This is a genomic window from Pseudoalteromonas simplex (genome assembly GCF_015278155.1).
In the GTDB taxonomy this organism is placed as follows: domain Bacteria; phylum Pseudomonadota; class Gammaproteobacteria; order Enterobacterales; family Alteromonadaceae; genus Pseudoalteromonas; species Pseudoalteromonas simplex.
Map to the genome: position 1 here is coordinate 21,563 of NZ_JADILN010000007.1, position 22,486 is coordinate 44,048.

The window sequence follows — 22,486 nt, forward strand, 5'->3', positions numbered from 1 at the left end:
TTTATTTTGTGGCACGGTTTGTGCTTTATCAGTGCATAAGTAAACTGCATTGTCAGAGAGTATTATGAAAGTTCAAAACAGCGCATTATTTCAAGAAATGCAAGCTATGGCTTCAGAAGTAGGCCGTAGTAACTCAATTAATAATTTACCAACACAAACTCAGCCAACATCGTCGGCACAGTTTGGTGATTTACTTACCAATGCACTTGATACAGTGAATGGCTTACAACAAGACGCTAAGCAAAAAGTAACAGCAATGGAAATGGGCGATCGCAGTGTTTCTTTAGCTGACGTAATGATTGCTTCGCAAAAATCATCAGTCGCTTTTGAAGCTACGGTGCAAGTTCGAAATAAACTTGTTGAAGCTTATAAAGAAATCATGAACATGCCTGTGTAACTAGGTAGTGGAGAATTATTGTGGCGCAATCTAATCAATCAACTGATCTAGCCTTAGCAGGCGGTGGTATCGACTCAACCGATACTGATGATCAACAAGAGCAAAAGTCAGGCTACCTTAGTGCCTTAAACGGTGTAGATGTTTTACGCCAGGTTACTTTAGTGATTGCTTTGGCAATCTGTTTGGCTATCGCAATTTTTATTATTATTTGGGCTCGTCAACCAGATATGCGTCCGCTTGGCAAAATGCCAACGGAAGAGCTTATTCAAACGCTGGACTTTTTAGACGCTCAAAAGATTGATTACGAACTTGATGGTAACGTCATCTCTGTTGAAGAAGGTGAATACCAAAACATTAAATTATTGATGGCTCGTGAAGGCCTAGAGCAAGCGCCAAGCTCAGGTACTGACATCATCATGCAAGACATGGGGTTTGGTGTTAGCCAACGCCTTGAACGTGAACGTTTAAAACATGGTCGTGAGCAACAGCTTGCACGTACCATCGAAGAGCTAAAAAATGTTACTCGCGCCAAAGTACTTTTAGCTATTCCAAAAGAAAACGTATTTGCTCGTCGTGAAAAACAACCTTCAGCGACGGTAGTGCTTACCTTAAAACGCGGTCGTACACTTGACGGTGAAGAAGTTGACTCAGTAGTTGATATTGTTGCCTCTGCAGTCCAAGGCTTATCGCCAGAGCGTGTTACTGTTACCGACCAAAATGGTCGTTTACTTAATTCAGGCTCACAAAACTCACTTGCTGCTCGCTCTCGTAAAGAGTATGAAATTGAACGTAAGCGTGAAGAAGAGTACTTAAATAAAATCGATAGCATCCTTATTCCAGTTGTAGGCTTAGGTAACTATACCGCGCAGGTCGATTTAAACATGGATTTTAGTGCAGTCGAAGAAACACAAAAACGTTATAACCCAGACTTACCCGCTGTGCGCAGTGAAACCACGTTCGAAGAAAACAACATTGGTGGTCTTGCTGTGGGCATTCCTGGTGCGCTAACGAATCAGCCGCCAGTTAACTCTAATATTCCTGAGGTCGCTGGCCAAGGTAGTGCAGGTTCAGCAACGAACCCAAGTCGTTCGCATAAAGAAGCAACACGTAACTACGAACTTGATACCACAATTTCGCATAAGCGCCAGCAAACCGGTGTTATCCGCCGCATCAGTGTGTCAGTTGCCGTTGATTATGTACCACAAGTAGGTGAAAACGGTGAAACAACTATGGTTCCTCGCTCTGTCGAAGCATTGTCAAATATTCGTCGCTTACTACAAGGTGGTGTTGGGTTTGATATGCAACGCGGTGATGCACTTGAAGTCGTCACAGTGCCATTTGTAAGACAAGATACAGGTGAAGCGATTGAAGTTCCACTTTGGGAGCAAGATTGGTTCATGAAGATGCTACGCTTAGCATTAGGTGCACTGGTTATCATCGTACTTATTGTCTTTGTTGTAAGACCTATGCTGAAACGTCTAATTTACCCAGACGATACACTAGAAGAATATGATGAAGATGCATTAAGTGCAGGTGTAGATATTGGTGATAGCACGCTAGATATGCTAAATAAAGACTTTGACTCTGCTGCTGTAGGATTCTCAAGTGATGGTACACTACAGCTGCCAGACTTACATGGCGATGAAGATTTACTCAAAGCAGTTCGTGCATTGGTTGCAAATGAACCAGAACTGTCTTCTCAAGTAGTGAAAGCGTGGTTAACAGAAGATGACTGATCAAGAACAAAAACAATTACCACCGGCGTTTGATGTTGATAAATTAGACGGTGTTGATAAGGCGGCAATCTTATTGCTGAGCTTATCAGAAGAAGATGCTGCGCAAATCCTTAAGCACTTAGAGCCAAAGCAAGTGCAAAAAGTGGGTATGGCAATGGCTGCGCTAGATGATTTATCGCAAGCGAAAATTAGCGCAGTCCATAATTTGTTTATTGAGCAAATTCAAAGCTTCAGTACCATTGGCTTCCAGTCTGAAGACTTTATTAAAAAAGCCCTTACAGCAGCGCTTGGTGAAGACAAGGCTGCCAGCCTTATTGACCAAATTGTTATGGGCTCAGGGGCGAAAGGTCTTGATTCATTGAAGTGGATGGACTCAAAGCAAGTGGCGAATATCATTCGCAACGAGCACCCGCAAATTCAAACCATTGTTTTATCTTATTTAGAGCCAGAGCAATCAGCGGAAATCTTGTCGCAATTCCCAGAAAAAGTGCGTTTAGATTTAACCATGCGTATTGCAAACCTTGAAGAAGTTCAACCAGCAGCATTGCAAGAGTTGAATGAAATCATGGAAAAACAATTTGCAGGTCAAGCTGGTGCGCAAGCTGCGAAAATGGGTGGCTTGAAAGCGGCTGCTGATATCATGAACTACCTAGATACCAATGTTGAAGGTCAGTTAATGGATTCAATCCGTGAACACGATGAAGAGATGTCACAGCAAATCCAAGACCTTATGTTTGTCTTTGAGAACTTAATGGATGTTGAAGACCGTGGTATTCAAGCAATTCTTCGTGAAGTACAGCAAGATGTATTAATGAAAGCAATTAAAGGTACTGACGAAGCATTAAAAGAGAAGATTTTGGGCAATATGTCAAAACGTGCCGCTGAATTACTCGCAGATGATCTTGAGGCAATGGGCCCTGTTCGTATTAGCGAAGTAGAAGCGGCACAGAAAGAAATTCTTTCTACGGCACGACGTTTAGCTGACTCAGGCGAAATTATGCTTGGTGGCGGTGGTGGTGAGGAGTTCCTGTAAGCCATGAGTAAGTCTTCATTTCATACAGGACGCCCAGTGCATGCCAGTGAAGCTGCCGATGAATTATTGGAAAACTGGCCAATTCCTGAAGTGACGCAAGATACAACAAAGCTCGCTGGACGCTCAACGGCGTATGGCACGCCTTTAGCTGACTTATATCGTAAAGAGCAGCAAAAGCAGCAGGCCGAAGAGCAGCCAGAAGAGCCTGAAATTCCGTCATTGACCATGGCTGAACTTGAAAAAATCCGTCAAGATGCCTATGAAGAAGGGCTAAAGCAAGGTCATGAACAAGGCTATATAGATGGTTTTGAAAAAGGCGCGCATGAGGGGAAAGAAGCTGGTTTTAAAGAAGGTGTTGAGCTTGGTAAGGAGCAAGGCCAAGAAGAAATTAAACCTATTTTAGAAGAGCAGCTCACTAACTTAAGAAGCTTACTTGATAGCCTTTCTCAACCATTATCTAAAGTCGATGAAAGTGCCGAAAAGCAGTTAGTGCAATTAGCTGTTATGTTAACTGAAGTCTTAGTTTACCAAGAAATCAAAACCTCACCAGAAGTCATTTTACATGCTTTGAAGCAAGCCATTGATGCGTTAGGTGAAGAGCAAGTGAAAGTACGTATTCACTTACATCCTGATGATATTGCTTTAATTACCGAAAGTTATGGCGAACAAACTATTGCAGATAACCATTGGCAGTTAGTGGCAGAGCCGACTTTAGAGCGCGGTGGCTGCGAAATTAAAACCCCGCAATCATCCCTCGATATGACGATAAAAACTCGCGTCAAAGAAACGTTGGAAAACTTTTTGCATAGCAGTGGTATCTAACACTTTTTAGGCTCATTATGAGTGCTCAATCAATGACTCTAAGCGAACGCTTACAGCGCTATGAAAAAAATATCAAGGCCCCAAAACCAGCTGTTGCCGGTATTCTGACGCGTGTCGTTGGTTTAACGCTAGAAGCAAAAGGGCTCAGAGCACCTGTTGGCAGTCAATGTAAAATTGAAACCATTAACGGCTTTGTTGATGCTGAAGTCGTTGGTTTTAACGACCAAACACTTTACTTGATGCCAAATGATCACATCTCTGGCGTACTGCCTGGTGCACGAGTTATCCCAAAGCTAAATGAAACAGGACTGCCTGTTGGCATGAGTTTACTTGGCCGTGTAGTGGATGGCCTTGGTCGGCCACTTGATGGCTTAGGTGCAATTAATGCTGAGCATCACTTAAAGTTTGCGCAAAACGCAATTAACCCGCTGGCAAGACGACCAATCAGTCAACCTATGGATGTAGGTGTACGAGCCATCAACTCCGTTATTACCGTGGGTCAAGGCCAGCGTATGGGTCTGTTTGCAGGCTCTGGTGTTGGTAAATCAGTGCTACTAGGTATGATGACTCGTGGTTCTGAAGCAGATGTAATCGTGGTTGGCCTTGTGGGTGAACGTGGTCGTGAGGTAAAAGAATTCATTGAAGAAATTTTAGGAGTCGAAGGACGTAAGCGCTCAGTGGTAGTTGCAGCCCCTGCGGATGCGTCACCATTAATGCGTTTAAAAGGCTGTGAAAGTGCAGTGACCATTGCGGAATACTTTCGTGATCAAGGACTTAACGTGTTGTTATTACTTGACTCGGTTACCCGTTATGCCATGGCACAACGTGAAATTGCCTTAGCGGTTGGTGAGCCTCCGGCTACGAAAGGTTATCCGCCTTCAGTATTTGCTAAATTACCTGCGCTGGTGGAGCGTGCCGGTAATGGTGGTGAAGGGCAAGGTGCCATTACTGCGTTTTTTACTGTACTTAGTGAGGGCGATGATATGCAAGACCCAATTGCTGACTCTGCCCGCGCTATTTTAGATGGCCACATTGTTTTATCTCGAGATTTAGCCGACAGTGGTCACTATCCGGCTATTGATATTGAAAAATCGATTTCTCGTGTAATGCCGCAGGTTGTATCTGAAGCGCATATGCAACAAGCGCGTGTGCTCAAGCAAGTGTATTCAATGTATCAACAAAACAAAGATATGATCACTTTAGGAGCGTACCAAAAAGGGACCGATCCTATGCTCGACCAAGCAATTAATATGATGCCGCGAGTCAATCAATTCCTTCAACAAGGTATGAAAGATGTGATCAGTTATGATGAAGGTCTGCAAGGTCTAGCGCAGTTATTAGGGCAAGGTTAATGGCTAAAAGTAAACTTGATTTATTGTTAAAGCTTGAGAGCGATAAAGAAGAGTCTTTACGCATGGATTATTTAAAAGCACAGCAGCACTTACAAAGTAATCAACAAAAACTGCAAGGGCTTAATAACTTTCGTTTAGAGTATTCTCAGCAGTTACATTTGAAAGGTCGCTCTGGTTTGTCTAGTGCTGGCTTCAGCCAATATCATGCTTTTATTGCAAAAATTGAAGAAGCGATACGCCAGCAAGCAAGTACAGTGAATACCGCAAAACAAGTTGTGACACAGCGAAAAGCACTGTGGTTAAAGCAACAAGTGAAAGCAAAAGCAGTAGCGAAGTTAATCGAAAAGCAAGCTGAAAAACAAGCGATGCAAGTGGCAAAAGCAGAACAAAAAATGCTGGATGAATTTGCTGCAAATCAGTTTTATCAGCGTCAACTTAAAAACGCACTTCTTTAAAATACTTCCTTTTTAGGCATGTTAATTGCATTTACCTAACCAGTAGCATTAATTTTGGCACTTGCGGCGGCAAATTGCCTCATTACTTTAGATGACTAGGTTTAGGTGAATTATGGCGATCAGTGATATCAATTTGCAGGTTAAAACTGAGCAAGGTACTGGTTTTTCAGGCAAAGACTCAGAGTCTAACAACAAAGCATCGGGCTTAAGTTTTTTAACTTCACTGACAGAAGCAAGTGAAGCGGCAAACGCGCAAGCAAAAAGTGATGCAGATGCTGACTCAATTGATGAACCTAAAGCTATCAGTACTTCTGAAGAACCTAAATCAGATGCAAAACCAGGCGATGAGAATACAGCGACTGATGCTAAAGCTGCAACTACTCCCACATCTACAGATCAGCAGCCTAAAATAAATCCAGATGTTCGTAATGAAGCTGTAACTAAAGAACAAAGCGATGAACTTGCACTTGTAGAAGATGATGATAACTCACTGCTTTCGCAAATTAATGCGGCTCAAGCTATGAGTACACGTGTTAATAAATTGATTGAAAATAATGACTTTAGCCCGGTAGTTGTTGATAAAAAACCAACCCCAATCGATACCATTACACCTGTAATACCTTCACCTATGACAGACGTTGCGCAAACCGATGATTCAAAAGTCGCAGCAGAAGATGACAACTCAATCGCAAGTTTATTACATAAGTCTAAAGTTGCGACAGCGGTAGATAGCCAACTAAAAGCGATTGGTGATTTACCGCCAAAAGATAGCGTGACCCCTATTGTTGATGGCCCATTAACAGACAAAGAAAAGCAGGGTGTTTCAGCTGTTAATACACCGGATACAAAACCTCAGGTAGCTAACTTTGCCAGTGCAATACAAGCAACTGACAGTAAAGAAACCACTGTTGATTTAGACGCTGTAAAAACAGCTGATGGAAATGAACTCAGCGCGAATGATAAAAGCAAAGCTGTTTTAAGCAAGATGCTTAGCGATGCAAATAATAGCGTTCAAACTGATGCAAAAGCGGCTGAAGTGACGACAAAGCAAGCGCATGGCAACGTTGATAAGCCAGCAGTAAACCTAGCTACTGAGCAGGTAGCTCCGAAGAGCGTTGAAGCAAGCGCGGCAAAAGCATCAGATAAACCAGTAACTGATAAGTCAATCGTTAACCTGCTTGCCAAACTACAAAGTGGCGACGGGCAGGCTGTAAGTGAGTTCGCTAAAGGTTTGTCGCTCAGCACTGATCAACAAAAGCAACTTGAACAACAAATCAATCAACTAAAAGTTGACAATAAACTCGGCGCTGATGAGCTGGCAACAATCAAGTCGCTATTGACTGATGTGATGAGTAGTAAGCCTGCACAGAGCCCTGTATCACAATTTGCTGTAGAGCAAGGCATTGCTGATGAAAGTCTGACAAAACAAGATGCTAAATTAGCTGATAATAAAGCGCTTGATACTAAACTGCCGACTAGCATCGAAAAGCAAATCACTGCACTGACGAAAGATGAGCAGCAAGCACTGTTAAATAAAGTGAATACTCAACTGCAAACGTTAACGCCGGGTACTGCTCAGTACGAAAAACTTTCTGCGGCACAAACTGTGCTCAAAGAGGCTATTAATGCTCCTGCAATAGTCAACACAGCGATGCCGATAACCGCCGCCACAGTCAATGCTGAAAATAATAATACAAAACAAAACAATACTGCGCAGGTTACAGCCGATGTTACAAAGGCTGCAACTAGTGAAGAAGTAACTTTAGAGCTTGATACAAAAATTAATACCGAACGTACACAAGAAGCTGTGCCTTCGCGTGTAGCTCAGTTATTTACTCAGTTAACGACTCAAGCCAATGCAGCAACACAACCAGGTGCCTATGAGGTAGCTCATCAGCAATATGAGCAAGCAATAGATGCACAAACAATGCAGACTCAAGCAACGACACAAACTCAGGCTCACTCTAAATCGGTGAGCATTGACCCTGGTGTAATGCAAGCGATCAATATTATAAAGAGTGACGCCGCAAAGATGCTTCAAGAGCGAGTTAGTGCGTTACTCAATATAAATAACAAAGAAGCGGAAATTCGCTTAGATCCACCAGAAATGGGCAGTATGCAAATTCGTATACGTAGCGATGCTGAACAAGCGCAAATTAATTTTGTTGTTCAAAATCAGCAGGCTAAAGAAGCTTTAGAGCAATCAATGCCACGTTTGCGCGAAATGCTTGCGCAGCAAGGTATTGAACTTGGTGAAAGTAGTATTCAGCAAGGTAACCCTGAGCAACAACAAGGGCAGTCTGGGCAAGGGCAGCTTGCAGGAAATCAACAAGCTGAGGAGCAACAGCCAGAAGTAACAGCGCAAAGCGCAGAAACTTCTCGACAACAATCTTCATCATCAATAGATTACTATGCATAAGTCCTGCTATTATAAGAAATAAAATAGTTACAGTGTGATAAACAACTTGCTGTAACTTTGAGGGAAGTAACAATGGCCGAAGAAGCAAATTTAGAAATAGAAGATACGGGTAAAGGCAAAAAGAAGCTGATTATCATCATTGCAGCTGTAGTGTTGATAGTTGGCGCCGCCGCAGGTTACTTTTTATTTATGGGTGATGATGCCCCTGAAGAGAGCCTAGCAGATGAAACCACAGTGACTGAGGCTGCTGCACCATCGAGCTCCGCACAGATTGGTTCGGCTCTCTATGTCGCAATGCCACGCCCATTTGTATTTAATGTACCCGGTGCGAGTCGCGACCGTATTGTACAAATAAAAGTTCAGCTACTTGTTCGCGGTGAAGTGAATGAAGAAACTGCCAAAAAGCATATTCCACTTATCGAAAGTACCTTACTTGGCGTTCTTTCAACAACGACCGCAGATGAATTAGGTACCAGTGAAGGTAAAGAGTCAGTGCGTGTTGCTGCACTTGAAAAAGTACAATCAGCATTAAGTGATGTTGAAGGTAGCAAAGTGATAGAGCGGGTATTATTCACCGGCTTTGTGATGCAATAAGGGGTCAGCGTGAGCGATTTATTATCTCAAGACGAAATTGATGCGCTTTTACACGGCGTTGATGAAGTCGAAGAGGAAGATATTCACGAAGGTGATGACTTAGACAGTAATACCTTACAGTATGACTTCTCATCACAAGATCGTATTGTCCGTGGTCGTATGCCGACCTTGGAGATCGTGAATGAACGTTTTGCCCGTCATATGCGAATTAGCCTATTTAACATGATGCGCCGCACCGCTGAGGTGTCAATCAACGGCGTGCAAATGATTAAATTTGGCGAATATATCCATACCTTATTCGTGCCAACCAGTTTGAACATGGTACGTTTTCGTCCGTTGAAGGGCACTGGCTTAATTACCATGGAAGCCCGATTAGTATTCATTTTAGTGGATAACTTTTTTGGTGGTGATGGCCGCTATCATGCAAAAATTGAAGGCCGTGAATTTACGCCAACAGAACGACGTATTGTTCAAATGCTACTTAAAATTATCTTCGAAGATTATAAAGAAGCATGGGCGCCGGTAATGGATGTATCTTTTGAGTACCTTGACTCAGAAGTTAACCCAGCAATGGCGAACATCGTAAGTCCAACTGAAGTGGTTGTTATTAGCTCCTTCCATATTGAGCTAGATGGTGGTGGTGGTGATTTCCATATCGCATTACCGTATTCAATGCTTGAGCCTATTCGCGAATTGCTCGATGCCGGTGTGCAATCAGACACCGAAGACACCGACTTACGTTGGAGTAAAGCATTACGTGATGAGATCATGGATGTAGAAGTCGATCTATCGACTCAATTACTTGAGGTTGATTTAACGCTACAACAGATTATGGAGCTTAAAGCTGGCGATATTATCCCAGTTGAAATGCCAGAGCATATCACCGTATTTGTAGAAGAACTGCCGACCTTTAGAGCGAAAATGGGCCGCTCACGTGACAATGTGGCACTACAAATTAGCGAAAAAATTAAACGCCCTGAATCAGTTAAGTCAGAACTACATGTGTTCACAAAAGGTGGCAAAAAACTGGATTCAGATGCAGAATTAGCAGAACTAGAAGAAGATCTACATCTATCTGAAGGTGTAGATTTAGACTGGTAGTCGATTTATAAGGTTAAACATAATGAGTGATGATCAAGATACAATGGACGAATGGGCCGCGGCACTAGCCGAAGCTGAAGAGGCTGAGGGTGGCTCAGGCGATGCTGCTGTGGCAGAGCTTGATGAATTAAAAGATGAAAGACATGAGCTATCGGGCGACGAAAAACGAAAACTTGATACCATCTTGGACATTCCGGTTACTATTTCTATGGAAGTGGGCCGTTCAAAAATCAACATTCGTAACTTATTACAACTTAACCAAGGTTCGGTGGTAGAACTAGACCGAGTCGCTGGTGAGCCGCTTGATGTATTGGTTAACGGCACGCTGATTGCCCATGGTGAGGTGGTCGTTGTAAACGATAAGTTCGGTATTCGTTTAACTGATGTCATTAGCCAAGTTGAACGTATTAAAAAGTTACGATGAATGCTTTAGTCGCTTTAACAAGTGCGTCGAGCACTGCATTTCCTACGGCATCACCGACGGCAGACTTACTGTCTATGGTGATGTCTTTGCTTTTAGTGCTGGTGGTTATTATTGCTTTGGCTTTTTTGGTGAAAAAATTAAACCCAAACCTTGCCAATAGTGAGGAGTTTAAAGTAGTGCGCAGTTTGCCTTTAGGCTCTCGTGAGCGTTTGATGGTCATTGAAATTGATAACGCACAGCACTTAATTGGTGTGACCCCGCACAGTATTAACTATCTGCATAAACTAGAAACACCATTACAAGAAAAAGAACTGCCAGAACTTGCCAAGAAATTTGGAAAGTTACTGAACCCACAATCACCTTCAAATAAAAAGAATTAACGCTATGATCAAGTGGATACTTATTTTAGCAAGTGTGTTGTTTTTGCCGTCGGTTAACGCTGAAGGCATAGAAGCACTGACCATTACCACCAACCCTGATGGCTCTCAAGATTACTCAGTGACGCTACAAGTATTAGCGATCATGACGGCGCTGAGCTTTATTCCAGCGGCGGTCATTATGATGACCTCATTTACACGGATTATTGTGGTTCTGGCGATACTACGCCAAGCAATAGGCTTACAACAAACGCCTTCGAATCAAATTTTGTTAGGCATGTCGCTATTTTTAAGTATTTTTATTATGGCGCCAATTTATCAGCAGGTGAATGAGCGCGCCATTGAGCCGTACTTGAATGAGCAAGTTACTTCAGTGCAAGCCTTAGAGCTTGCCAAAGAGCCTATGAAAGCGTTTATGCTCTCGCAAGTTCGTATAAAAGATTTAGAGACCTTTGCGAAAATAGCTGGTTATGAGCAATTAGATTCGCCAGAAGACACGCCGTTGATTGTATTGATCCCAGCGTTTGTTACCAGCGAATTGCAAACGGCCTTTATCATTGGTTTTATGTTCTTCATCCCATTTTTGATAGTTGATTTAGTGGTGGCCTCCGTATTAATGGCCATGGGTATGATGATGCTTTCGCCGATGATTGTGTCTTTGCCGTTTAAGATCATGCTGTTTGTGTTGGTGGATGGCTGGAGCCTTGTGATGGGCACGCTGGCGAAGAGCTTTGGGCTCGGGGTGTAACAATGCAATTCAAGGCACATAATTAGGTAGGAGAGACAAAATGGAACCCGAAATTTTTGTCGATATACTCAGTGACGCGCTATTTTTAGTTATAAAGTTAGTGTCTGCAATCGTAGTACCTGGCTTATTAGTCGGTCTAGTCGTGGCAGTTTTCCAAGCGGCAACATCAATCAATGAGCAAACCTTAAGCTTTTTACCTCGTTTGCTAATTACCATAAGCGCACTTATTATAGGTGGTCACTGGTTCACGCAAGAGCTTATGGACTATTTTACCCGTTTAGTGATGTCTATACCGGAGATTGCAGGCTAAATGGAATTTCCATTTGCGGTCATTATTCAATGGCTCAGCGACTTTTTGCTGCCATTAGTGCGTATTAGCTCAATGATAATGATTATGGCAGGCCTTGGTGCGAAGAATGTACCAAGCCGAATTAAGCTTGGTTTAGCTGTAGTTGTAACCTTTGTTGCTGTGCCTATGCTGCCCCCTGCGACTTTCAACAATCTTTTTTCGTTTGAGATGATTCTTGTGGTCATTCAGCAAATGCTTATTGGTGTCGCGATTGGGTTTGCATCTGTTTTATTGCTAAATACTTTTGTTCTTGCTGGGCAAATACTCGCGATGCAAACAGGTCTTGGTTTTGCGTCCGTAGTTGATCCATCGAATGGTCTGAGTGTACCCGCTGTGGGACAATTTTATCTAATCTTGGCGACCTTGCTTTTCTTTGTGTTCAATGGCCACTTAATGATGATTCAAATGGTCATTCATAGCTTTGAAGTGCTACCAATTGATGGCAATTGGTGGGCGGTTGATCATTACTGGGATATCGTTACTTGGGGTGGTTGGATGTTCACCACAGCCTTGGTGCTTGCTTTAGCTCCACTGACAGCCATGCTTGTTATTAACATGTCGTTTGGTGTAATGACCCGAGCGGCACCGCAGTTAAATATTTTCTCAATTGGCTTTCCGTTTACCTTAGTAGCAGGTCTTGTGATTATTTGGGCAACATTAGGCAACTTTATGACTCAATTTGAGTTTCAGTGGTTAAAAATGGTTGAGTTAATGTGCAGCCTTGTTGGTTGTACACCTTAGGAGCGCGCCATGGCTGAAGATTCTGGTCAAGAAAAAACCGAAGAACCCACGCAGAAAAAAATTGATGATGCCAAGAAGAAAGGTCAGGTTGCCCGCTCAAAAGAGCTAGGTACCATGTTTGTGCTTATTTTTTCTGCAGTTTCACTCTTATTGTATGGCCCTGAAATTGGTAAAGGTCTTTATAATATAATGGGACGTTTATTAAGCCTTAACCGTAATGAAACCTACGACACCACTAAGATGTTTTCAGTGTGGGGAATTGTTGCGGATGCATTGTTATTCCCTATGGCAATGTTTGTGTTGATCATCGTCATAGCCGCTTTTGTTGGGAATACTTTACTGGGGGGTTATAACTTTAGTTGGCAAGCGGCAGCCCCAAAAGCAAGTAAGATGTCGCCAGCTAAAGGTATTAAGCGTATGCTTGGCCCTCAAGCAGGGGTAGAGCTAGTTAAGTCTATTTTAAAATTTGTAGTGGTTGCAGGCTTTGCTGTGTTCTTAATTAATACTTTCTTTGATGAAATACTGCACCTAAGCATTGAAAGCGCGCCCGGAAATTTTATCCATGCACTCGAAATACTATCTTGGATGTTCTTGGGATTAACTTGTACGTTAATCATTATTGCTACAATAGATTCTCCTTATCAAAGTCACAAACACCATAAACAGTTAAAAATGACCTTACAAGAGGTAAAAGACGAATTTAAAAACTCTGAGGGTGATCCGCAAATAAAAGCGCGTATTCGCCGTACTCAGCGTGAAATGTCGCAAAGGCGTATGATGCAAGACGTGCCTGATGCAGATGTGATCGTAACTAACCCTACCCATTATTCTGTAGCACTAAAATACGATACAGCTAAAGCGGGTGCGCCTATTGTTCTTGCCAAAGGCGTGGACGAGCTTGCTATGCAAATTCGTAAAGTGGGCAAGGGGAATGACGTGCCAATTGTTGAATCACCCATGCTTACTCGTGCGCTGTATCACACCACCGATGTTGGTCATCAAATACCTGATCAGCTATTCACTGCCGTTGCACAAGTGTTAGCTTATGTCTTCCAGTTAAAACGCTTCCAAAAAGGGCGCGGTAAACGTCCTGTACCACTCAATAAAAAGCTCCCAATACCCGATGCCTACAAATACTAAACAGTAAATTTATAACTTGGAATAGTTATTGCAAATTCCGTGTAGTGTCAATTTTTTGAAATTGTTGAATTATGGAATTTAAAGCGGTATTACAACAACTTAACAGAGATAAAAAAGAATATGCGAAGGGTATCGGCACGCCGTTAATGGTACTTGCTGCGCTGGGTATGGTGATTTTACCCCTGCCGCCATTTCTTTTAGATATTCTATTTTCGTTTAATATCGCGTTAGCACTGGTGGTGTTACTGGTTACAGTTTACACCATGAAACCCCTTGAATTTGGTATGTTCCCTGCGGTTCTACTGATTGCAACCATCATGCGCTTAGCGCTGAATGTCGCCAGTACGCGTGTAGTATTACTCGAAGGTCATAACGGCGGTGATGCAGCCGGTAAAGTTATCGAGGCCTTTGGTTCGGTGGTTATCGGCGGTAACTATGCAGTTGGTTTAGTGGTCTTCCTGATTTTAATCATTATTAACTTTGTGGTTATCACCAAAGGTGCAGGTCGTATTTCTGAAGTATCAGCTCGCTTTACTCTTGATGCAATGCCGGGTAAACAAATGGCGATTGATGCTGATTTAAACGCTGGTTTTATCAGTGCAGAGCAAGCCCGTGAACGCCGTGAAGAGGTTACCCGCGAAGCAGATTTCTATGGTTCAATGGATGGTGCGAGTAAGTTCGTAAAAGGCGATGCAATAGCGGGTATCGTTATTCTAGTGATTAACATCGTTGGTGGTTTATTTGTTGGTATGATCCAACATGATTTATCGTTCAGCCGTGCGATGGAAGTGTACACCTTGCTAACCATTGGTGATGGTCTAGTTGCACAACTGCCTTCATTGTTACTGTCAATCGGTACTGCAATCGTTGTTACCCGTCAAAATGAATCGCACAACATGGGCGACCAAGTTAAGACTCAGCTAGGTAACGAAAAGTCTTTGTATATCGCATCAGGTATTTTGATCATCATGGGTCTAGTGCCAGGTATGCCGCATATTGCATTTTTAAGCCTAGGTGGATTACTGGGTTACCTAGCTTACTTCACCCAACAACAAAAAGCCAAAGCAGAAGCCGAAAAAGCAGAGCAAGAAGCAAATGGTGGTGCGCCAGGAACAGGTGTTGCTAATAAACAAGAGCAAAAAGAACTGGGTTGGGATGATGTTCAACAGGTTGACGTTATTGGTTTAGAAGTGGGATATCGCTTAATTCCACTGGTTGATCAATCTCAAGGTGGTGAACTATTAAATCGTATCAAAGGTGTGCGTAAGAAATTGTCTCAGGAGCTTGGTTTCTTGGTACCTCCTGTGCATATTCGCGATAACTTAGAACTGGACCCTAACGCTTACAGAATCACTATGATGGGTGTTTCAAGCGGTGAGGGTGAGCTTAAGCATGGTGATGAGTTAGCGATTAATCCAGGCCAAGTATTTGGTCCAATCAAAGGGGTTGCCACAAAAGACCCTGCATTCGGATTAGATGCGGTTTGGATCAAACCAGATCAAAAAGATGAAGCACAATCACTTGGCTACACAGTCGTTGATTCAGCAACTGTGGTTGCAACTCATATTAGTCAGTTACTTACTAATAGCGCAGCTTTACTGCTTGGTCATGAAGAAGTGCAAAACTTATTAGATATGTTAGCGAAGAGTCATCCACGTTTAGTTGAAGGACTGGTTCCTGACGTATTACCACTCACTACTATCGTAAAAGTGCTACAAAACTTACTCAATGAAGGGGTGGCAATTCGCGATATGCGCTCGATTGTTCAAACCCTTGTTGAGTATGGCCCACGTAGCCAAGACCCTGATGTACTAACGGCTGCAGTGCGAATTTCACTGCGCAGATTGATCGTTCAAGATGCTGTTGGTATGTCTTCTGAGATCCCTGTCATAACCTTGGCGCCTGAGTTGGAACAGATGTTGCATCAGTCACTTCAGAATGCAGGTGACGAAGGTGCCGGAATAGAGCCAAGCCTTGCAGAGCGACTTCAACAATCATTGAATGAAGCGCATCAAAACCAAGAAATGGCCGGTGAACCTTCGATACTGTTAACGTCAGGAATGTTAAGAACTGTGCTATCTCGCTTCGTTAAGTACACCATCCCAGGTTTAAGGGTGATGTCTTACCAAGAGGTACCAGACGAAAGACAGATTAAGATTGTCAGCTCAGTAGGCCAACAATAGGATAGTAAAGGGGTTGAACCATGAAAATTAAACGTTTTTTTGCTAAAGATATGCGCACTGCACTGAAAGAAGTGAAAGATGAGTTAGGTGTTGATGCGGTTATTATGTCGAACAAAAAGCTTGCTAACGGCGTTGAAATCGTTGCAGCTGTTGATTACGATAAAGCAGCCCCGAAAGCCGAAGCTAAACCAGCAGTGGCACAATCAGCACCTGCTCCACAGCATAACTTTGTTAAACCTGAGCCAATGCGTGCTAAACCTGAGCCGCAAGCGAAAGTTGCTGATAGCCTTCAAGCGTTACTTGAGCGTCAAGCCCCACGCCCTCGTTCGCCAGAGCTTGCGTCAATGTTTAGTCAATCTGGTATTGATACGAGTGAACACTATCAAGCAAAAGAGCCAAGCTTTGAGCAGCAACAGCCACAATACAAGCAAGCTCCTCGTTATCAACAGCAAGCAGCACCTCGTGTACAAACTCAAGCACATAGCTTAGGTTTTGATGACGACTTAGATTCTAGTTTTGATGATTTAGATTCACCAGCCGAGCACAAAAACTCAGCACCTGCGAATCAATCAGAAATGATGACCATGCGTGAAGAAATGAATGCGATTCGTCAATTACTTGAACACCAAGTATCTGGCTTAATGCAACAAGATATGGCTCGCCGCGATCCGACTCGTGCATGTATGATTGACCGCTTAGCGGGTATGGGCATTGAACGTGATGTTGCTGAGCAAATGGCCTGTTTCATTCCTGACGATGTATCACGTCAACAAGCGTGGCAAGCATTACTGCAAATGGTTGAAAACCAAATGCATACAACGAATAACGAAATCCTACGTCAAGGTGGTGTATTCGCATTAGTGGGCCCAACGGGTGTTGGTAAAACAACGACTGTTGCGAAATTAGCTGCACTGGGTGCACAAAAATATGGTGCAGATAAAGTGGCGTTGATCACCACTGATACATATAGAATTGGTGCCTACGAACAATTGGCTACTTATGGTCGTATTATTGGCTGTGGTGTTAAGCAGGTAAAAGATGCGAATGAATTAGCTGAAGTGCTATACCATTTACGTAATAAGCGTCTAGTATTAATAGATACAGCGGGTATGAGCCAACGTGATTTACGTTTAACTGAGCAATTAAACACCCTAATGCGTAATCAGCGTGTTGATATTCGTAGTTATTTAGTATTAAGTGCGACAGCACAGATAAATGTGTTGCAAGAAACCGTAAGACACTTTAAAAAGGTTCATCTAAGTGGCTGTATCTTCACTAAATTGGATGAATCTTTAAGTTTAGGTGAGATTATTAGTATAGCGATTCAAAATCGCCTGCCAATAGGGTATCTTACTAACGGTCAGCGTGTTCCTGAAGATATTCGCGTAGCGAATGCTGAAAAACTAGTGAAAAAAGCTGAACAATTGTATTTAAAACGAGCAAAAGCACAACATTCACGACGTCAAGCAGTAGCGTCGAACACAGTAGGGATGTATGATTAACACAGTATTAGATCAAGCAAGCGGCCTGCGCAAAATGAATCAAAATAATAATAGTGGCGTTAAAGTTATCGCTGTGACTGGCGGTAAAGGTGGTGTGGGTAAAACCAACGTTTCACTCAATACCGCAATCGCATTAGGGCAGCAAGGAAATCGTGTATTAGTACTAGATGCCGATTTAGGTTTGGCAAACTGTGACGTGATGCTTGGCCTTCGTGTTGAACGTAACTTATCTCATGTTTTGTCAGGCGAGTGTGAGCTTGACGAAATTCTCGTTGAAGGTCCTGCAGGTATAAAAATTGTACCAGCGACGTCTGGTTCGCAAAGCATGGTGGAATTAACACCATCTGAGCATGCAGGTCTTATTCGCGCTTTTAGCGAGTTAAACACCGAGTTTGATATTTTAATTGTCGATACCGCCGCAGGTATTTCTGACATGGTATTAAGCTTTTCTCGTGCAGCCCAAGATGTTGTTGTGGTTGTATGTGATGAACCTACCTCAATTACCGATGCTTATGCGCTTATTAAAGTCCTTAGCCGTGAGCATGGCGTATATAAATTTAAAATTGTTGCTAATATGGTGCGCAGTTTGCGTGAAGGGCAAGAATTATTTGCTAAACTTTCAAAAGTAACGGATCGCTTTTTAGACGTTTCAATGGAGTTGGTAGCTACCATTCCTTATGACGAGAACATGCGTAAATCTACGCGACGCCAAAAGGTGATTGTTGAATTATTTCCAAACTCACCAGCTGCGGTGGCGTTTAAAACATTAGCAACAAAAGCAGTTAAGTGGCCGATCCCTAATCAACCTTCTGGCCATTTAGAATTTTTCATTGAAAAACTAGTAAACGGCTAACTATGACAACATCGGTGAATAAAGCGATGGGATATCAATCAGCACAAAACTTAAATGCGATTGTTGAAAAACATGCCTCTTTAGTTAAAAAAGTGGCGTGCCATCTAATTGCTCGTTTACCTGCCAGTGTCCAACTCGATGATTTAATTCAATCAGGCATGATAGGCCTAATTGAAGCATCAAAAAACTTTGATGCTAGCAAAGGGGCTAGTTTCGAAACTTTCGCTGGAATTCGTATTCGTGGTGCGATGTTAGACGAAATTCGTAGAGGTGACTGGGCACCACGCTCAGTTCACCGAAATGCTCGCCTTGTGGCTGAAACCATTTCCGAATTAGAAAGCACGCTAAATCGTGAACCTAAAGATACAGAAGTCGCTGAAAAACTTGATATAACGCTCGATGAGTACCATCATATTCTACATGATGTAAATTCTAGTAAAGTATTAGGTATAGAGGACTTAGGCGTTGATGAAGACGTCATTACACCTGTAGGTCAGGATTTAGGACTAGACAAACCGTTTAATAACGTTAAAAATGAGCGGTTTAACCAGTCTCTATTAACGGCTATCCAATCGTTACCAGAAAGAGATGCACTTGTTTTGTCTTTGTACTACAACGACGAAATGAACTTAAAAGAAATAGGACACATACTCGATGTTAGTGAATCGCGTGTGAGTCAGATACATGGTCAGGCGATGATTAAGCTCAAAGCAAAAATCAATGACTGGATTAATTAGTAGTAAGTAAATATAGGTTCAAACCTCACCGGAGGATGTTTTGGATAAAAACATGAAAATTCTTGTTGTTGATGATTTTTCTACAATGAGACGTATCATTAAAAATCTATTAAGGGATTTAGGTTTTACCAATGTGCAGGAAGCTGACGATGGGTCAACAGCATTGCCAATGCTACAAAATCAAGAATTTGATTTTGTTGTAACAGATTGGAACATGCCAGGTATGCAAGGCATTGATTTGTTAAGAGCAATTCGTGCTGATGATAGCCTTAAGCATATTCCTGTATTAATGGTGACAGCTGAAGCGAAAAAAGAACAAATTGTTGCTGCTGCTCAAGCGGGTGTTAATGGCTATATCGTTAAACCATTCACTGCTGCGACACTTAAAACCAAATTGGAAAAAGTGTTTGAACGTTTAGGTTAATCTAAGGGGAGAGGCTTATGTCAGCACTAGCTGCGCCTCAAATAAGTTTAGAGCAAGCTCGTCAACTTGTTGAGTTTCTTGAAAATGGTGAACAAGAAAAAGCTGATCAGCTGATACTTGAAACAGCATCAAAAGAACAATCAGAGCTGTTTGCTGAAATCGGTAAACTGACGCGACAATTACATGAAGCGTTAAAAAACTTTGATCTAGATACTCGTCTTTCAGATTTAACTACCGATGCGATCCCAGACGCTAAGCAGCGCTTAAATTATGTTATGGAAATGACAGAAAGCGCCGCTAACAAAACCATGGATGCAGTTGAAGCTAGTTTACCTATAGCGCAACAACTTGCAGATGAAATAGCGACGATTAAACCAACGTGGGATCGTTTAATGAGCCGAGAAATAGAGCTCGGTGAGTTTAAAAAGCTATGTCATAGCTTAGATAATTTTATGAATAACTCGCATACTAAAACCGATGAGCTACAGGGCTTGATGACCAATGTGCTGATGGCACAGGACTATCAAGATTTGACGGGGCAAGTAATCCGTCGCGTCATTGAGTTAGTGCGAGAAGTAGAAGACAGTTTAATTAATCTCTTAACTGTGTTTGGCAGTCAAGAAGATGGTCATCAACAACAAGAAAAACAGGCCATAGAAAAAGCACCTGCAACAAGTGATACACTAGCAGGTCCTGAAGGGCCGATTATTGATAAAGACTCTCGTGATGATGTTGTCTCAGGACAAGATGAAGTCGATGATCTATTATCAAGTCTGGGCTTCTAAGAGGAGAGTAGCTGCATGAGCTTTGAAGTCGATGAAGATATTTTACAGGATTTCCTTGTTGAGGCAGGAGAAATCTTAGAGCTTTTGTCAGAGCAATTAGTTGAGCTTGAGAACAATCCCGAAGACAAAGATCTCTTAAACGCCATTTTTAGAGGCTTCCACACTGTCAAAGGCGGTGCAGGCTTTTTAAGCATGACTGAACTTGTTGATGCGTGTCACGGTGCAGAGAATGTTTTCGATTTATTACGCCAAGGTGTTCGCAGTGTCACTCCTGAGCTTATGGATGTTATTTTACAAGCTCTGGATACCATCAACGAAATGTTCGCAACGATTCAAAATCGTGAGCAACCAGAGCCTGCAGATCCTGCGCTTCTAGACGTTCTTCATAAATTAAGCCAACCACCTACAGCGGAAGAGCTTGCAGGTGAAGATGTATCAGTAGCAGACGATGTAGCAGTTGCACCTGAAGAACCTGCTGTTGAAGAGGCTGTTGTTGATGCACCTGAAGTAACAGCTAACACGGCAGCAGACAATATTGATGAAGATGATCCATTTGCGTTTGATATGTTGTTTGATGGCGGCGGTCTTGCTGATAGTAAGGCAGAACCACAGAATATTGATGAAATTACTGAAGATGAGTTTGAAAGCCTCCTCGATGAATTACATGGTAAAGGTCAAGGGCCGGCAGCGGCTGCTCCTGAAGCTATTAGCAGTGATAGTGATGACATCACCGATGATGAATTCGACAGTTTATTAGACGAATTACATGGTGTTGGTAATTTTGGTGAAGTAAAACAAGAAAATATAGCCAAACCTGAAACAGTAAAATCTGCACAACCAACTCCTCAAGCGCCAGCAGTAGATACTACAAGCAGTGACTCAGACGATGAAATTAGCGATGACGAGTTTGAGGCGTTGCTTGATGAATTACATGGTAAAGGTACAGCTCCACAGTCTTTAGAAACGGCTGCGCCAGAAAAAGCGCCTGAACCACCTAAAGCTGAACCTGCAAAACCGGCACAGCCTGCAGCATCAAAACCGGCACCTACTCCTAAGCCTGCCGCAGCTGCACCTAAACCGGCTCCAGCTCCTGCAAAAGCACCAGCAGCTTCTGCTGCACCGAAAAAAGCGCCACCACCACAAGCTGAAACAACGGTTCGTGTTGATACCAAGCGCTTGGACGAAATCATGAACATGGTGGGTGAGCTGGTATTAGTACGCAACCGTTTGGTTAGCCTTGCAAATAACAGTAACAGCGAATCAATGGGTAAAGCCATCTCTAATTTAGATGTGGTAACTGCAGACCTGCAAGGTGCGGTGATGAAAACCCGCATGCAGCCAATTAAGAAAGTATTTGGCCGCTTCCCACGCGTTGTGCGTGACTTAGCTCGCAGCTTGAAAAAAGACATTAACCTGCAGCTGGTTGGTGAAGAAACCGATTTAGACAAAAACTTAGTAGAAGCGCTTGCCGATCCGCTCGTGCATTTAGTTCGTAACTCTGTTGACCATGGTATTGAAATGCCAGATGTGCGTGAAGCCGCGGGTAAACCACGTACCGGTACAGTCACTCTTTCTGCTTCGCAAGAAGGCGATCATATCTTATTGACCATTCGTGATGATGGTGCAGGTATGGATGCTGAGAAGTTGAAAAAAATTGCTATCAGCAAAGGTGTGATTGATCACGACCAAGCAAGCCGCTTGTCGGATACCGAAGCTTACAACTTAATTTTTGCTCCGGGTTTCTCAACCAAAGAAGAGATATCTGATATTTCAGGCCGCGGCGTCGGCATGGATGTAGTAAAAACAAAAATCACCCAGCTAAATGGCTCTGTCAATATTCAGTCAGAGCTTGGTGTAGGTACTGTATTAGAAATCAAGGTGCCATTAACACTGGCTATTTTACCGACTCTTATGGTTATTGTTGGCGAGCAAACATTTGCTTTACCACTTGCTGGTGTGAGTGAAATTTTCCATCTTGATTTAACTAAAACTAATGTCGTTGATGGTCAACTGACAATAATTGTGCGTGAAAAAGCGATCCCGCTTTTCTATTTACAACATTGGTTAGTAAAAGGTGCCAACCGCCAAGAGCGTAAAGCTGAAGGTCACGTAGTTATTGTGCAAATCGGTACTAAACAAGTGGGCTTTGTGGTTGACTCGTTAATTGGCCAGGAAGAAGTTGTTATCAAACCTTTAGATGCCTTATTGCAAGGTACGCCAGGCATGGCTGGTGCGACAATTACTTCTGATGGTGGGATTGCATTGATCCTCGACGTACCTAGCATGCTTAAACACTACGTTGGCTAATAATAAA

General features: G+C 42.7%; 22 protein-coding genes. All 22 read left to right on the plus strand.

Translation table 11 applies throughout. The features are described from left to right. Positions 1–64 precede the first annotated feature (64 nt). The 22 genes from fliE (at position 65) to IRQ78_RS14080 (ending at position 22,479) form a co-directional block, all read left to right on the plus strand. Positions 65–397, plus strand: coding sequence for a flagellar hook-basal body complex protein FliE (fliE, locus tag IRQ78_RS13975; RefSeq protein WP_054562183.1), 333 nt, complete (start codon positions 65–67; stop codon positions 395–397). A gap of 20 nt (positions 398–417) precedes the next feature. Beyond that, positions 418–2,133, plus strand: a complete 1,716-nt coding sequence (gene fliF / locus IRQ78_RS13980) for a flagellar basal-body MS-ring/collar protein FliF (RefSeq protein ID WP_194442539.1) — start codon at positions 418–420, stop codon at positions 2,131–2,133. Then, positions 2,126–3,166 carry a flagellar motor switch protein FliG gene (gene fliG / locus IRQ78_RS13985; protein ID WP_054553274.1) on the plus strand — a complete coding sequence of 347 codons (1,041 nt, stop codon included), beginning with the start codon at positions 2,126–2,128 and terminating at the stop codon, positions 3,164–3,166. Before fliF ends, fliG begins: the two co-directional genes overlap by 8 nt. A gap of 3 nt (positions 3,167–3,169) precedes the next feature. Next, the gene (fliH, locus tag IRQ78_RS13990) at positions 3,170–3,988 is read left to right on the plus strand and encodes a flagellar assembly protein FliH (protein ID WP_054553273.1); all 819 of its coding nucleotides are present in this window, start codon (positions 3,170–3,172) and stop codon (positions 3,986–3,988) included. Between the two features lie 17 nt (positions 3,989–4,005). Next, positions 4,006–5,340 (plus strand): flagellar protein export ATPase FliI, encoded by a 1,335-nt coding sequence (gene fliI, locus IRQ78_RS13995; protein WP_194442540.1) that lies wholly within the window; start codon positions 4,006–4,008, stop codon positions 5,338–5,340. Then, entirely contained in the window at positions 5,340–5,795 is a 456-nt protein-coding gene (fliJ, locus tag IRQ78_RS14000; RefSeq protein ID WP_054553271.1) for a flagellar export protein FliJ, read from the plus strand. The genes fliI and fliJ overlap by 1 nt, the downstream gene beginning before the upstream one ends. A 112-nt stretch (positions 5,796–5,907) precedes the next feature. Further along, complete coding sequence (locus IRQ78_RS14005) at positions 5,908–8,214, plus strand: flagellar hook-length control protein FliK (RefSeq protein ID WP_194442541.1); 2,307 nt, start codon at positions 5,908–5,910, stop codon at positions 8,212–8,214. Positions 8,215–8,286: 72 nt separating this feature from the next. Further along, a complete protein-coding gene (gene fliL / locus IRQ78_RS14010) occupies positions 8,287–8,808 on the plus strand; it encodes a flagellar basal body-associated protein FliL (RefSeq protein WP_054553269.1) in 522 nt (173 codons plus the stop codon). Positions 8,809–8,817: 9 nt separating this feature from the next. Beyond that, positions 8,818–9,909, plus strand: a complete 1,092-nt coding sequence (fliM, locus tag IRQ78_RS14015) for a flagellar motor switch protein FliM (protein ID WP_054553268.1) — start codon at positions 8,818–8,820, stop codon at positions 9,907–9,909. Between the two features lie 22 nt (positions 9,910–9,931). Next, the gene (fliN, locus tag IRQ78_RS14020) at positions 9,932–10,333 is read left to right on the plus strand and encodes a flagellar motor switch protein FliN (protein ID WP_054553267.1); all 402 of its coding nucleotides are present in this window, start codon (positions 9,932–9,934) and stop codon (positions 10,331–10,333) included. Next, positions 10,330–10,713: a flagellar biosynthetic protein FliO gene (gene fliO / locus IRQ78_RS14025; protein WP_194442542.1), complete on the plus strand. Its 384-nt coding sequence runs from the start codon at positions 10,330–10,332 to the stop codon at positions 10,711–10,713. Before fliN ends, fliO begins: the two co-directional genes overlap by 4 nt. A 4-nt stretch (positions 10,714–10,717) precedes the next feature. Beyond that, positions 10,718–11,458, plus strand: a complete 741-nt coding sequence (gene fliP / locus IRQ78_RS14030) for a flagellar type III secretion system pore protein FliP (protein WP_054553265.1) — start codon at positions 10,718–10,720, stop codon at positions 11,456–11,458. A 40-nt stretch (positions 11,459–11,498) separates the two neighbouring features. Next, positions 11,499–11,768 (plus strand): flagellar biosynthesis protein FliQ, encoded by a 270-nt coding sequence (gene fliQ, locus IRQ78_RS14035; RefSeq protein ID WP_054553264.1) that lies wholly within the window; start codon positions 11,499–11,501, stop codon positions 11,766–11,768. Beyond that, positions 11,769–12,548, plus strand: coding sequence for a flagellar biosynthetic protein FliR (gene fliR, locus IRQ78_RS14040; RefSeq protein WP_054553263.1), 780 nt, complete (start codon positions 11,769–11,771; stop codon positions 12,546–12,548). It begins immediately after the preceding gene. 9 nt (positions 12,549–12,557) lie between these two features. Beyond that, complete coding sequence (flhB, locus tag IRQ78_RS14045; RefSeq protein WP_194442543.1) at positions 12,558–13,688, plus strand: flagellar biosynthesis protein FlhB; 1,131 nt, start codon at positions 12,558–12,560, stop codon at positions 13,686–13,688. Positions 13,689–13,759: 71 nt separating this feature from the next. After that, entirely contained in the window at positions 13,760–15,871 is a 2,112-nt protein-coding gene (gene flhA / locus IRQ78_RS14050; RefSeq protein ID WP_054553261.1) for a flagellar biosynthesis protein FlhA, read from the plus strand. A gap of 20 nt (positions 15,872–15,891) precedes the next feature. Next, positions 15,892–17,373, plus strand: coding sequence for a flagellar biosynthesis protein FlhF (gene flhF, locus IRQ78_RS14055; protein ID WP_194442544.1), 1,482 nt, complete (start codon positions 15,892–15,894; stop codon positions 17,371–17,373). Next, positions 17,366–18,226: a MinD/ParA family ATP-binding protein gene (locus tag IRQ78_RS14060; RefSeq protein WP_054553259.1), complete on the plus strand. Its 861-nt coding sequence runs from the start codon at positions 17,366–17,368 to the stop codon at positions 18,224–18,226. Before flhF ends, IRQ78_RS14060 begins: the two co-directional genes overlap by 8 nt. A 26-nt stretch (positions 18,227–18,252) precedes the next feature. Beyond that, a complete protein-coding gene (locus IRQ78_RS14065) occupies positions 18,253–18,963 on the plus strand; it encodes an RNA polymerase sigma factor FliA (RefSeq protein WP_054562345.1) in 711 nt (236 codons plus the stop codon). Between the two features lie 40 nt (positions 18,964–19,003). Next, positions 19,004–19,387: a chemotaxis response regulator CheY gene (gene cheY, locus IRQ78_RS14070; protein WP_016708035.1), complete on the plus strand. Its 384-nt coding sequence runs from the start codon at positions 19,004–19,006 to the stop codon at positions 19,385–19,387. A gap of 17 nt (positions 19,388–19,404) precedes the next feature. Next, entirely contained in the window at positions 19,405–20,172 is a 768-nt protein-coding gene (locus IRQ78_RS14075) for a protein phosphatase CheZ (protein ID WP_138599034.1), read from the plus strand. 15 nt (positions 20,173–20,187) lie between these two features. Next, positions 20,188–22,479 (plus strand): chemotaxis protein CheA, encoded by a 2,292-nt coding sequence (locus tag IRQ78_RS14080; protein WP_054553257.1) that lies wholly within the window; start codon positions 20,188–20,190, stop codon positions 22,477–22,479. The last annotated feature ends 7 nt before the right edge of the window (positions 22,480–22,486 follow it).